Origin of the sequence: Psychrobacillus sp. NPDC093180 (genome assembly GCF_044754065.1) — a bacterium.
In the GTDB taxonomy this organism is placed as follows: domain Bacteria; phylum Bacillota; class Bacilli; order Bacillales_A; family Planococcaceae; genus Psychrobacillus.
The window spans coordinates 620,595-633,954 of sequence record NZ_JBIVOJ010000001.1 but is presented as its reverse complement, the minus strand read 5'-3'; the positions used below and the strand labels follow the sequence as shown (position 1 = coordinate 633,954).

At 35.9% G+C, this 13,360-nt stretch carries 11 protein-coding genes and 1 other annotated feature; all 11 genes read right to left on the bottom strand.

The genetic code is table 11. From position 1 onward, the window contains the following. Nucleotides 1-424 precede the first annotated feature (424 nt). Complete coding sequence (locus ACIP9W_RS03225; RefSeq protein ID WP_400785914.1) at nucleotides 425-877, bottom strand: YrhA family protein; 453 nt, start codon at nucleotides 875-877, stop codon at nucleotides 425-427. Nucleotides 878-889: 12 nt separating this feature from the next. Then, entirely contained in the window at nucleotides 890-2,521 is a 1,632-nt protein-coding gene (locus ACIP9W_RS03220; RefSeq protein WP_400785974.1) for a T7SS effector LXG polymorphic toxin, read from the bottom strand. 150 nt (nucleotides 2,522-2,671) lie between these two features. Beyond that, nucleotides 2,672-3,376 carry a PoNe immunity protein domain-containing protein gene (locus tag ACIP9W_RS03215; RefSeq protein WP_400785912.1) on the bottom strand — a complete coding sequence of 235 codons (705 nt, stop codon included), beginning with the start codon at nucleotides 3,374-3,376 and terminating at the stop codon, nucleotides 2,672-2,674. A gap of 15 nt (nucleotides 3,377-3,391) precedes the next feature. After that, nucleotides 3,392-4,540, bottom strand: coding sequence for a hypothetical protein (locus ACIP9W_RS03210; RefSeq protein WP_400785910.1), 1,149 nt, complete (start codon nucleotides 4,538-4,540; stop codon nucleotides 3,392-3,394). A gap of 451 nt (nucleotides 4,541-4,991) precedes the next feature. Continuing rightward, a complete protein-coding gene (locus ACIP9W_RS03205; protein ID WP_400785908.1) occupies nucleotides 4,992-5,321 on the bottom strand; it encodes a hypothetical protein in 330 nt (109 codons plus the stop codon). 14 nt (nucleotides 5,322-5,335) lie between these two features. After that, nucleotides 5,336-7,252, bottom strand: coding sequence for a T7SS effector LXG polymorphic toxin (locus ACIP9W_RS03200; protein WP_400785906.1), 1,917 nt, complete (start codon nucleotides 7,250-7,252; stop codon nucleotides 5,336-5,338). Nucleotides 7,253-7,553: 301 nt separating this feature from the next. Further along, on the bottom strand, nucleotides 7,554-9,107 hold the full coding sequence (gene lysS / locus ACIP9W_RS03195; protein ID WP_400785904.1) for a lysine--tRNA ligase: 1,554 nt from the start codon (nucleotides 9,105-9,107) through the stop codon (nucleotides 7,554-7,556). Between the two features lie 81 nt (nucleotides 9,108-9,188). After that, nucleotides 9,189-9,442 (bottom strand) — a binding site (T-box leader). A 119-nt stretch (nucleotides 9,443-9,561) separates the two neighbouring features. Then, entirely contained in the window at nucleotides 9,562-10,179 is a 618-nt protein-coding gene (gene nadD, locus ACIP9W_RS03190; protein ID WP_400785901.1) for a nicotinate (nicotinamide) nucleotide adenylyltransferase, read from the bottom strand. A gap of 51 nt (nucleotides 10,180-10,230) precedes the next feature. Then, entirely contained in the window at nucleotides 10,231-11,682 is a 1,452-nt protein-coding gene (locus ACIP9W_RS03185; RefSeq protein ID WP_400785899.1) for a nicotinate phosphoribosyltransferase, read from the bottom strand. Between the two features lie 20 nt (nucleotides 11,683-11,702). Further along, the gene (locus ACIP9W_RS03180) at nucleotides 11,703-12,254 is read right to left on the bottom strand and encodes a cysteine hydrolase family protein (RefSeq protein ID WP_400785896.1); all 552 of its coding nucleotides are present in this window, start codon (nucleotides 12,252-12,254) and stop codon (nucleotides 11,703-11,705) included. Nucleotides 12,255-12,344: 90 nt separating this feature from the next. Next, nucleotides 12,345-13,145, bottom strand: a complete 801-nt coding sequence (locus ACIP9W_RS03175; protein WP_400785894.1) for an NUDIX domain-containing protein — start codon at nucleotides 13,143-13,145, stop codon at nucleotides 12,345-12,347. Nucleotides 13,146-13,360 lie beyond the last annotated feature (215 nt).

The window sequence follows — 13,360 nt, the reverse complement described above, 5'->3', positions numbered from 1 at the left end:
GCCAACCTGGGTAATGCCATCTGTTCCGGGTTTTGCCTTCTAGTCCTCCGCACGGAATCTCGCGATACCCGCACTACCAGTCAGCTATACACTTCCGCCACTACGGCATGTTAGGGACTTTCACCCGTTAGAGAAAAGCGCTGCCAAGCGCACAAAAGAGACTCCAAATCAAGTATGGAGTCTCTTTGAAATTATTAATCTGCTCAGAATTAGAAACATTATCCTCTAGAATTCTTAATTATTGACTTACATCTTCGTCAGATATTATAGGATTGCATTTTTTATTTATAATTTCAACTAATTCCTCTTTAGAATTTTTTCTATATTAGGACTTTCTGGATGTTGCATGCCTTTTTAAGTCGATAAACTGTTCTATGGAGCTTATAAAACGTTCTTATATTTACGTTAATTTTTTTAAATTTTTTTATAATAATGAATCTGACAATAGCTTTTCAAGCATTTCATCAAATTTTTTGAATTCAACCATTTCTCGCCCTGATGGATTATCTAATTCAATATATTGCTCTTTATTTGTATCATATACATACCAACTGATATTACTTTCTCCCAAAAACAAATATTTTTTTTGGTCTTCATTTTCATACCATATCTGATTAAAAGAAATTAATCCATTAATATGTTGGTTCGGTTTCTTTTCTAATAATACTTTATCTATTCCGTATAAAATAAACCCATTAAACTCTAAACCATTTATTACCTTAAGAACATTAATATATTCACTTGGTAATTTTTTTTGTAACTCTTCCTTAACATTTTTCTTAAATTTTTCTAACTCTGCTTCACTAGCACCTGTATTTACCTGCTCACCATATAAATTTTTTTCCTCTATTATTTCTTCTAATTTGATATTCCACATATTTTAAACCCCCTAACGTTTTTCAGGATACAATTTCCCTTCAGGAATTGGCCAATCAACTATTTGTTTTTCACCTGGAGCTAGTTGCTTTGCAAAACTATTTTGAAAATTCGTTATAACTTTATGATAAGGTTCATTCTGGATTAATATTAGGTTACTAAAACTATTTGTTCCGCTATCATCTATTGGTACTTTATGATGAACTTGCCAACCATCAGGAACTCTACCTTTTTGTAATTTTGCTATATCAATATCAGAGAAACCTGCATCCTTTAAAATCTCTGTATTTTTTGACAAGTCACTCAAAAATTGTTTTCTTATCGAATTATCAAACTCTTTTCTTAAGCTTTCTAATTCTGTTCTATCTCGTTTTACATATACTATTTCTTTTGTTTTTATTCCTTCTAGAGTAACACTTTCACCTCGAAGTTTTCCTGTAAAATCGGTCTTTGTCCCTCCTTCAATAACATTACTAGTACCCTTAGCCCCAATATCCACATTCTGTATGTCAGTCTTAACATCACCACTTTTGATCGTCGTAGGGATATCGGTTTTTGGTGGCAAATTAAAAGTAAAGGCATTTGGCGTACCTAATTGGTAACGTGTATTAGTTAATATATCTAGCTGATTTTGTGTTTTACCAAGTGGACTATTCACCACGTCTTGGTAAATGGGTGTATAGATGGATGCCATTTTCTCCGTGTTCACTACATTTCTTGCTTCCAATAAATCGCTGCCTTTTTTGACGAATTTTCCACCTGTACTCGCCCAGCCTGCAAAGGGAATCATTGCACTAAAAGAGAGTGCTGCGTTCGTCGTATCTCCTCGAGCGGTATAAATAATCCCATTTACACCATCGGCTATTTCTCCAACTCCTGGTATAAGTCCGGCCACATCTAATACAGTCTGGAAGATATCTAGTCCTATATTTTCTTTTGGTTTCTCAACTTGAACGGTCTCTTGTTTATATTCTACTTTAGAAACAACTTCATAGAAAACTGTTTCTCCAACCATATATTCTTTAACAAGCAATCCATTTTCATATTGATGGTATTTGACATTTTCCTCTACGTTTTCTTCGACAGTGGATACTTTTTTTCCTTCAAGTCCTTGGAAAGTCGCTAAGGTAAGCATGGTGCCAATCAACTTTTCCTGTTTCTCCACCCACAAGTTACTAGGATCTAAGTATACTTTTGGGAACAGTTCTGTTCTAATGTCACTTCTTAACGTAAGAACTTCCCACTGGCTTTGCTCAAAGGTTATATCTTTTACCCCTGATTTAAACAGTCCTTCCAAATCTGCTAGCCATGTGTCCATCGCCTGCAAGCCCTGTTCAATGGGATTTAGTACGGTAGTTTGAGACGCATCAAATTCATAAAGCCCAACGACCGTGTCATCCCTTTTTTTCTTAGAATCGATGACTCCTATTTGTACTCCACTATCATCCAAATGGGGTAAACCAACAATATCACTGACTTGGTCCATTATACTATTCGTTTGATCCGTTAAGCTTTCGGTCAGTTGACCAATTAGCGTCAGTCCGTCTTCCAGTTCGCCTTCTAGAAATTGTTCCAGTATGTAGCCTGCGGAATCTGGTTCGAACGAGTGAAGAGCTGCTTCCATCTGACTGAGGACTTGCTGAATTCCTTGTTAGCTAGCTAATAATAAAAGAGACTCCAAATCTGGTATGGAGTCTCTTTAAAATTATTAAATTACGTAGAATTATCTAGTATAGAATACACTCTTTCAAGTTTTAATATTAAAGGAAGTTTTAAATAAACTAGCAATTTCGTTTTAGATTCCTCTAAAATGTACCATGTCATAAGGATAATAGGGAATAGTTTTTAATATGCTATCATCTAGTCCTAATATCTTTACAATGGCTCCACTTTCAAAACTCCAATAGCCAAAGTATAATTTTTCACGATGCTTATGGCAGTCATACCATCCCATATCCTTATGTCCAACATACCACTTTTCTAACAGATATTCCTTCATTAAGGCAATAGCATCGCCTTCATTCTCCGCATGAATTACCTTTATCAGACTATTAAATGGTACTTCAAACAACAATGCACTATCCTGATAATTCACCTCACTTTTTCTTGAATGAATGATAAAATTATATAAAAAATCATCCAGGTGGCTGTTTTCTACTAACTTCACTAAAACATTAAAGGATTCATCATCAATCTCCAACATAACACCTATAGCTAGCATCCACAACATATCTTCATAACGTGCAGGATCCCAAAGTTCTTTCATGTCTTGCACTATTAAACGATAGTCATCAATGAGATTTTCTACCGGTTCGCCCATTGAATAATTAGCTATTAATATTTGAAATTTTAAATCATATACTTTTTTTTTGACGTTTACGACTCTATCTTCTCTTACTTCATTACTACTTAACTTTAACTCAAATTTATTTATTCTATTTTTTTCTTCAGCAACATATTCGTTAAAATATTTTGTATCTTTAAGTGAATCTCTTACCATTTTTTTCACACCCTTTTATTTTATTACATATCCATTATCATCTAATACTTTAGTTATAACAGAACCGTCTTCTCTAGTATTCACTAATATCCTATCATATCCTTCTAGCAAAATATCATCTGCATTATCTTTTCCTACTGCGCTTTCTAGTCTATTTCTTCCCTCTATCCATGTTTCACTCATTTGTCTTCCATCTTTGGTATTGCTTAGAGTAGAACTCCCATATTTGGCCTCACCGAGAATATATTTTGGAGGTGGGCCTAGGTCAAGGTATACCCCATCAATTCCTTTTACTATTTTATCATCTAGACTAGTTACTCTATCGTTACTAATTCTAGTAAAACCTTGACTTTCAAAATGGATATCCATTTTCATTTCACCATAGTTACCTTTTTGCTTGTTCGTTACTAAAGTTATATTCCCCGTTTCAACTTCCTCGACAACTTTTAATTGGTCTTGATTTAAGGTTGCACCCTTTGCTCCACCTTTGACATTATCCGTGGCTTTACTTGCACTTTGGGCATCTACTATCGCCTCGCTGCCTTTTTTGACGAATTTCCCACCAGTACTCGCCCATCCTGCAAAAGGGATCATTGCACCAAAAGATAATGCGGCGTTCGTTTTATCTCCTCTAGCGGTATAAATAACCCCGTTTACACCGTCCGCTATTTCGCCAAATCCTGGGACAAGTCCGGCCACATCTAATACGGTCTGGAATATATCTAGTCCTTTATTTTCCTTTGGTTTCTCAACTTGAACGGTCTCTTGTTTATATTCTACTTTAGAAACAACTTCATAGAAAACTGTTTCGCCTACCAAATACTCTTTAACAAGTAACCCATTTTCATATTGATGGTACTTGACATTTTCCTCTACGTTCTCTTCGACAGTGGCCACTTTTTTTCCTTCAAGACTTTGGTAAGTCGCTGCGGTAAGCATGGTGCCGATCAACTTTTCCTGTTTCTCCACCCACAAGTTACTAGGATCTAAGTATACTTTTGGGAACAGTTCTGTTCGAATGTCACTTCTTAACGTAAGAACTTCCCATTGGCTTTGCTCAAAGGTTATATCTTTTACCCCTGCTTTAAACAGTCCTTCCAAGTCTGCCAGCCATGTGTCCATCGCTTCTAAATCTGATAGGGCAGGTTGAGGTTGCGTAACCATGCCTCAACGTTTTATTAATCTTCGACCTGTCCAATACTTCACTACCTTTATATTCCATAACGCAAATTTATGTTTATTATGTTGTACCCTACAAAAAAACCTTGAAAGGCAAATTACCAATCAAGGTCTTATCAAAAATTCTTAATCTATTGTAATACAAAATATTGAATTAGATATAAAGAAATGATACGTTTGAAAATAAATACTCCATGACTTCTAAAAAAAATCTTAACTTCATTCATAACTTCAAAGTCATAATTTAGATACTAACGAGTATAATCATTATAAAAACTTAACAAGACCCATCACTTTACATTCACAATATATTTAGCAAATATACTTTATCTTTACGTCTATATATATGCTTTTATCCATGTTCATAACTAGTATTATTTTGTTTACAATTCAATACATAAAGTTGATACTGACCGTTTTAATGCTCAACTCTTTTTTAATCATCACCTAAAATTCTATCATCCAGCTTTTCTCTGTCTTCTGCAATTTGTTCATACGAACTAATAAGGTTACTAATATAATCAACCTGAACCTCTCTATCATCTTGAAACAAATGGATTGTAGCCCCTTTACTTATTAAAGCTCCCATTGTTTTCTTAAAATCTTTTAATTCATCTGTATCAAAATAATCACATTCTAGTACAACTTTATTATCTTCTATATTTGTTTTTATATCTTGAATACTTGCTCCATTATTCTGTCTGATAATAGATACATACTTTAATTTATTGGAATCATTATCAATTTTCAATTTCATTTTCACCATAAAATTTTCCCTCCCTAAAAGTCTTTAATTGGAATAATAGGCTCCCCCGGAATACTATTCCTCCAATTTCCACCATGCCATCCTTTTAAATGTTCATTAAAAGTTGCTGGATAGATTATTTCTCCTCTATCAGCAAGATGTGGATATTTCGAAGCACTATAACTATGATGCCCTGCAATTGGTTTATTAGCATATTTAGGAGTTTTACCAGCAAGAATATCTTTTAAGTGTTCTTGAGACCAATCACGAGTAAGTGGTTCATTATTTAATAATCTTTGTTGTTCTTGATACCAAAATTCTTTAACTCCTTTATCCCTTCTTTTAGCAAATTCTTTATTCCAAATGTAGTCTGCATACTCTTGTTTTGTGATAGTTCTATTATCAATCTTATCTTTTAACTCTTTCATTTTCTTAGAACTCATTTGTTTTGTCGTAGTTGGATGCTCTTTTAAATCTAGTCCTTTTGTTCTCTCTGCTATAATTTCTTTTGCCTCTTTTACGGATGGGATATAAGAAATTTCCTTACTAACTTCACCCGTACCCTTAGACCCAGCTTCCACATTCTTTATATCAGTCTTAACATCGACATCCGCACTTTTAATCGTCGTAGGAATCTCCGTTTTGGCTGATGGCATATTAAACGGAAGGGCATTCGGCGTACTATATTTGTAACCATTAGACAATATATCCAGGTGATTTTGTGTTTTTCCTAATGGACTATTGACGACATCTTGGTAAATGGGTGTATAGATGGATGCCATTTTCTCCGTGCTTACAACATTCCTTCTTTGATATAAATCGCTGCCTTTTTTGACGAATTTCCCACCAGTACTCGCCCATCCTGCAAAAGGGATCATTGCACCAAAAGATAATGCGGCGTTCGTTTTATCTCCTCTAGCGGTATAAATAACCCCGTTTACACCGTCCGCTATTTCGCCAAATCCTGGGACAAGTCCGGCCACATCTAATACGGTCTGGAATATATCTAGTCCTTTATTTTCCTTTGGTTTCTCAACTTGAACGGTCTCTTGTTTATATTCTACTTTAGAAACAACTTCATAGAAAACTGTTTCGCCTACCAAATACTCTTTAACAAGTAACCCATTTTCATATTGATGGTACTTGACATTTTCCTCTACGTTCTCTTCGACAGTGGTCACTTTTTTTCCTTCAAGACTTTGGTAAGTCGCTGCGGTAAGCATGGTGCCGATCAACTTTTCCTGTTTCTCCACCCACAAGTTACTAGGATCTAAGTATACTTTTGGGAACAGTTCTGTTCGAATGTCACTTCTTAACGTAAGAACTTCCCATTGGCTTTGCTCAAAGGTTATATCTTTTACCCCTGCTTTAAACAGTCCTTCCAAGTCTGCCAGCCATGTGTCCATCGCCTGCAAGCCCTGTTCGATGGGGTTTAGCGCGTTCGTCTGAGAGGCATCAAATTCGTGAAGCCCATTGACCGTGTCAGTGCGTTTTCTTTTAGAATCGATGACTCCCATTTGTACCCCACTATCATCCAAATGGGGTAAACCAACAATATCACTGACCTGGTCCATGATACTATTGGTCTCATCCGTCAAGCTTTCGGTCAGCTGGCCAATCAGCGTCAGTCCATCTTCCAGTTCGCCTTCTAGAAATTGTTCCAGTATGTAGCCTGCGGAATCTGGCTCGAGTGAATGAAGAGCTGCTTCCATCTGGCTGAGGACTTGTTGAAAGTTTTCGGAAAAGATGCGGAAAAATTGTAGAAATGGCAGATGACATTCCCGGTAAAAGGAGCGAATGGCATTTCCGCCTGCTCCTTTCAATTGTTCTTCCATATCAACCAGTCCTAATACTGACTGATAGATGGAATCTACTTCGCTTCTTAACCTATCAAGCATCGCTATGTTGCGTTGTAACCCATCTTCAAATAGATCTACATCTAACACTTTCATAAGCAATGCCTCACCAAAATTTTAGAAACAATCACTATTGAACGATGCCCATTTTCTTCATTATACAATAATCCCACGTACGTGAACATGCTTCTCCTCCTCTAGTAACCTATCAATAGTTATAATATTCCACTTTTACAATAGAAGGTAAAGAGAGAAGTTGTAATTTTCATAAAAACAATGCTTAGGAATTAAATAGAAAAAATTGGTTTGTAACTCTTCTACCACCACTCAAGGAAAATAGTGGTTATTTGGACAGCACTCATTATAGGTCTTATTCATCAGAAACAGGAATATCCACTCAAGAAAATGTAAGTAGTTTAACCATTTTCTCTCTACCAACCGCACTTATGAGTAAAGGTAATCTGGGTCCACTACTTTGACCTATAACTAATTGATAGACATTTTGAAATAAGTCTTTTTGGCTTTCACGCATTCTTTTTTTATCGTCTTCTTCACATATAGCATATATTTGGTTCATAAAAGAATCTCCTGATAAGGAAGTTTCATTTCTTAGCAACTCTGTTAGTTCGTTTACTTTGCTTCGTTGCTCAGTAGTCAAATTATTGTAGTACAAGATATTATTTTCCTTGTTTATACTTACCGATCGATGAGGATTCCAATATTTTATCCAATGAGCCACCCTGTCACTAATCGGATTGATCTCTTCCATTGTATATTCTTCTCCAGTTCGACTTAAGGAAGTTTGTAATAATTCATAGTTAAAACCTATAAGCGAGAAAATGCTTGCAACTTGGCTAAAACTCGGCTGTCTATTTATACTACCGCCACAAGCCAACTCCAATGTAAGTCGAATATCTTCTTTTATCAATCCCTTTACATAAGCTAATTGATATCGTTCAAACTCTGAGTAATTGCGCAGTACATCTTCATCTAGTCCAATATGAAAGGAAGCACTTGGTTTGTATTTGGCAAACATAAATAGAATAATTTCCGGTGTGTAGACTAATAGAAGATCATTTGGTGTTAGTACGTTTCCTGATGAGCTAGACATTTTTTCATTTGTCCCTTTTAGTCCAATAAATTCATACGCGGTATAGTCAGGCGCCTCGTAATTAAAGATTTCTTTCGCAATAGCTTTAGAAACATTGTAACTTCCAGTTGCAGATGAATGATCTCTTCCCCCTGGTTCAAATACTACATCTTCCATCATCCAGCGCATTGCCCAATCGACTTTCCAATTTAGTTTTATCCTGTTTTTTCCCCCTAGTGATTGCACTCCTTCATTCCCACAAGTACAGGTGTATTCGATTTGTCCGAGTTCTTCGTTAAAAGCACTTATAGCGGTCGTATCCTTGTTACAGCTGTCACAATATAAGGTGATGGGGAAAAATGCTTCACTTTGTTCGGAAGAAAAAGGGCTGGACTTAAAACGCATGAGTATCTCGTATATCTCTTTCCTTTTCTTCAATGCAATCCTAATGTAGTCCGAATATCGTCCACTTTGATACTCCACACTTTGGTATATAAACTCAGGTTGGATGCCAAAAGCTTGTAAGGATTGTTCAAACTCTTTTTCAAAATAATGAGCATAACTTCCTTCTCCAAAAGGGTTTGGGACATCCGAATAAGGTATACCAACAAATCTTTCAAAAGATGCTGGTACATTTTGAGGAACTTTTCTTAACCGATCAAAGTCATCCCACGAAAAAATAAACCTCGTTTTTTTACCTAAGCTTTCTAAAGCCCTCACTACAAAAAAAGTTGTTACGATCTCCCGGAAATTCCCGATATGGACAGAACCAGAAGGGCTAATCCCTGAAGCACAAGTAAAAACCTCTTTTGTTGGATGTTTTTCAATTAATCTTTCCGCTATTTCATATGCCCAGTGCATACACTCCACCTCTTTTTTTCTATTTTTCCTTCCACACATTTTAAATAAAATAAAAAAACTCCCACCTCCCAAGATTTTCATCTTGAGGGCGAGAGTTTGAATTCGCGGTACCACCTCAGTTTGCTTGTTGATCACTCAATAAGCCTTATCAGGTACGGCCATTTGGCGATACCTTATCCCTGTAACGGAGGAAACCGTCGTAGCATCCCTAAGACTCGCTTAGTTCCATACGAAGCTCGGAGTTTTTTTTCAATAAGAATTCCCATCCCTTTTTTCACCAACCAAGGGTCTCTGTAATGCTGCATCTTATCTAATCGTCTCGTCATCGCTAATAAGTTATTGTTACTGATAATAGCAAATACCATTTAACCAATCAACTGTTTTTTTCAAAAAGTCTAATTATTCATTTTAGACAGTGGTTAATGAGGGCTAAGTTACTTTTCGCAGCAACATATCACCTACTATATAGTCCATGTTTTTTTATATAGTTATAGCATGAAGAAGGTAATAAATATTTCGGTTCTCCGCCCATAGCAAATTCTTCTCGAATATACGTCGAGCTAATCTCCATTGCCAATCCTTTATCAACTAAATGGAAGGTTGAACCATCATCATTGTTTCTAAGTATTGCAGAGCGACTTATAGTAGATAGCATATCTACTCCCTCTCTTGCCATCACTATGAACTTGTTTTCAGAAACTAACTCTCTCCCTTTAACCCATTCACCTTTTGCAATATCTACTAACAAATCTGCTCCCATAATGAAGTACACTTCATCATTTGGATACTTCTTCTTAAAATGTACCATTGTGTCATACGTATATATATTCCAAGCATCTTGCTTCATTTCATGATCATCTGCAATAAAACGACTATCATCTTCAATAGCCAGTTGAAGCATATTCCAACGATGCTCATCTTCCGTTTTCATTCTTTTGTCTTTTCTTTTACTTGAGCAAGGCAAGAAAATCACCTTATCCAATTTACAGCGATGTGCAACAGTGCTTGCTGTCCATAAATGTACGTTTGTGATTGGGTCAAATGAAGACCCATAAATACCGATCTTAGCCATTAATTGTTTCCTCCAAATCCCTTGTTCGACTTTTTCAATATAATCGCAACATTATCTTCGCACTTTTTCTTGAATTTCACGGATTCGCTCCATCTTGTTATCCCAACAAGCTTGACTCAAATCGACTGGGTACTCTTCTGGATTCATCGTACGTTTATATTCATTCCATAATAAATTTAAATTGTCGTTTGCATAGCGTTGTATTTCTTGAATTGTAGGTAATTCATATTCAACAGAACCGTTCACTATTACATCTAAATGCAATTCCTTTGCAGTAAAATCAGTTACGAATTTACTAATGTAGGTGTGTACCGGATGAAACATTTTCAAACGCTCTTCTTCTTGTGGTTTTTCATGCGCTAAAGCAATATAGTCTCCTTCTGCATGACCGTTGACGTTATTGATAATACGATATATACGTTTCATTCCCGGTGTTGTTACCTTTTCTGGATTAGCAGAGATTTTAATGGTATCTACCATTTCTCCAGCTTCATTCTCAATGGAAACTAATTTATATACAGCGCCAAGAGCGGGCTGATCATAGGCAGTAATCAATTTTGTTCCAACACCCCAAGTATCTATTCGAGCTCCTTGTGCTTTTAAGTTCATAATCGTGTATTCATCCAAATCATTAGAAGCGGAAATTTTCGCTTCTGTAAAACCAGCTTCATCTAACATTTTCCTTGCTTCTTTTGAAAGGTAAGCCATATCCCCACTATCTAAACGAATCCCTATAAAATTAATCTTATCGCCAAATTCCTTGGCTACCCGAATAGCATTAGGTACACCAGAACGCAGCGTATCATATGTGTCTACTAAGAAAACACAATCCTTATGTGCTTCTGCATATTTGGTGAAAGCTACATATTCATCCTGATAAGCTTGCACCATCGCATGTGCATGTGTTCCAGCTACAGGGATACCAAATAATTTCCCTGCACGCACATTACTTGTTGCAGAAAACCCTCCGATATAAGCAGCCCTAGTGCCCCAAATTGCCGCATCTAATTCTTGTGCGCGTCTAGTACCGAACTCCATTGCTATCTCGTCACCAATCACGTGTTTGATCCGGGAAGCTTTTGTAGCGATTAATGTCTGGAAGTTCACTATATTCAATAAGGCTGTTTCAATCAATTGAGCTTCAGCTAATGGAGCTTCTATTTGCAAGATAGGTTCATTAGCAAATACCAATTCTCCTTCTTTCATGGAACGAATCGATCCTGTGAATTGAAGATTACTCAAATATTCAAGATACTGTTCAGAATATTGCCCTTCCTCCCGTAGATAGGCGATATCGCTCTCCGAAAACCCGAAGTTTTCAATAAATTCAATTATACGCTGCAACCCTGCGAACAGGGAATAGCCATTCCCAAACGGAAGCTTACGGAAATAAATTTCAAAAACAGCTTTCTTATTGTGTATGCCATCCTTCCAATAAGTCTCCACCATATTAATTTGATATAGGTCTGTGTGTAACATGAAACTATCATCTGCGTATTTCATTTTATTTTCCTCCTTTAATTTTAAACGATCTTTGCTCCAAGTGAATTTTCAAAATGCCCTAGTGCCCATTCATGTCCCGCTTGATTGAAGGAAGCTACTGCATCTTTATGGATGATAATATGAAATCCTTTGTTATAAGCGTCTACTGCTGTATGAAGCACACAAATATCGGTACAAACGCCAACTAAGTGAATTTCTGAAATTCCTCGTTCCCGTAATTTAATTTCTAAATCTGTTCCTGCAAATGCTGAATATCTTTTTTTATCCATGAAGTAGACATTTTCTCTTCTTTCATTTGTGTCGTATACATTTTTTAAAGAACCATATAAATTTCTACCTTCTGTATTTCTAATATTATGAGGGGGAAATAATTTCGTTTCGGGATGATATTTGTCCCCTATTTCATGGACATCCACAGCAAATACCGTAAAATCTCCATTTGCAATAAATTCCTCTGTCAGCTCGCTAATTTTTGTTTCCAATCTTTGACCTGGTTCACCACAAGTTAAAGAACCGTTTGTCGCAACAAAATCTTCCGTATAATCAATGTTAATCAATGCACGTTTTTGCATAATATCTTCTCCTCATCTTCAGTTTTTAATTAGTAATTATTGAATTACAAGTTACATTACCTAAAATGATTAGGAAAGAAAATAACTTTCCTAATGGTAAATAGACTCAATAATCTCAAAATCATTAAATGTATATAATTGAGATGGCCTAAATGAATTTCTATTCGTTTTTTTCGGCTTTCCTTCATTATCTATAGCCTTTTCGATAAAGGGAAGCTTTGGTGCTTTTGTAAAAAATACAGAATCATTTGAGATACGTGGATCCTCTCCCACAGTCAAAAGAACTCTTTGTAATTCAGATAAGGTGAATTCTTTCGGTAGAAAATTTCTGGCTATTGTTGATTGAATCATCTCTTTTTTGATGGACTTCAATGCATCGCTAATTATTTGGCGATGGTCAAAAGCTAAATCCAACTTGAAAACTTCTTCTATGTCGAATAATTCCACTTCTGCAGCATCGTCATTTGCTTGTCGCTGTCCTATATGATTATCAGGAACTATTGCGTAAAAGGCATTTGAAATCATCCATCCACGAGGATCGCGACCAAATTCGTCATAAACGCCAAAATGCTTAATATGCAATCCGTCTACATTTGTTTCTTCTTTCAATTCTCTCTTTGCCGCCATGAAAGCCGTTTCTTTTTTCGGAGCGTCTACGAAACCACCAGGAAGGGCCCATTTTCCTCCTTCAATATTAGGATTATTTTCGCTATCTTTTTCAGCTCGTTTGATTAACATAATATTCAGTGTCATCTTTGGCGGAGCCTTCTCTAATACTTTTTCCGATACAATCGTAAAAATGGCGATATCCGCTGTGTATCCATCTGGTGTGCGGTATTTAGAAGAATCATATTTCTTTAGAAATTCTTCTTCTGTCTTATAGTTTGTCATGAAAATAAATCATCCCTTTTAGTAATTTGTAATTATTGAATTACTATTTGTTTATATGATATTCCTTCTTCGTTTATTTTGCAACTCTTTTGTTTAAAATATTTTAAGAAAATTCTACTTTTTAGAGAAATCTGGTTATTTAATTGGATTTTAAGTCTGCTAGACTGTTTGGTTACGCACAAAAAATAGCCCCAGTTTCCCGAGGCCATACGTTT

Excerpts from the sequence above, each read along its gene's own strand:
- ACIP9W_RS03180 (WP_400785896.1), bottom strand. The coding sequence starts at position 12,254 with ATGCAAAAACGTGCATTGATTAACATTGATTATACGGAAGATTTTGTT.
- ACIP9W_RS03205 (WP_400785908.1), bottom strand. The coding sequence starts at position 5,321 with ATGGTGAAAATGAAATTGAAAATTGATAATGATTCCAATAAATTAAAG.
- ACIP9W_RS03215 (WP_400785912.1), bottom strand. The coding sequence starts at position 3,376 with ATGGTAAGAGATTCACTTAAAGATACAAAATATTTTAACGAATATGTT.
- ACIP9W_RS03200 (WP_400785906.1), bottom strand. The coding sequence starts at position 7,252 with ATGAAAGTGTTAGATGTAGATCTATTTGAAGATGGGTTACAACGCAAC.
- ACIP9W_RS03225 (WP_400785914.1), bottom strand. The coding sequence starts at position 877 with ATGTGGAATATCAAATTAGAAGAAATAATAGAGGAAAAAAATTTATAT.
- ACIP9W_RS03210 (WP_400785910.1), bottom strand. The coding sequence starts at position 4,540 with ATGGTTACGCAACCTCAACCTGCCCTATCAGATTTAGAAGCGATGGAC.
- nadD (WP_400785901.1), bottom strand. The coding sequence starts at position 10,179 with ATGGCTAAGATCGGTATTTATGGGTCTTCATTTGACCCAATCACAAAC.
- ACIP9W_RS03175 (WP_400785894.1), bottom strand. The coding sequence starts at position 13,145 with ATGACAAACTATAAGACAGAAGAAGAATTTCTAAAGAAATATGATTCT.
- lysS (WP_400785904.1), bottom strand. The coding sequence starts at position 9,107 with ATGCACTGGGCATATGAAATAGCGGAAAGATTAATTGAAAAACATCCA.
- ACIP9W_RS03185 (WP_400785899.1), bottom strand. The coding sequence starts at position 11,682 with ATGAAATACGCAGATGATAGTTTCATGTTACACACAGACCTATATCAA.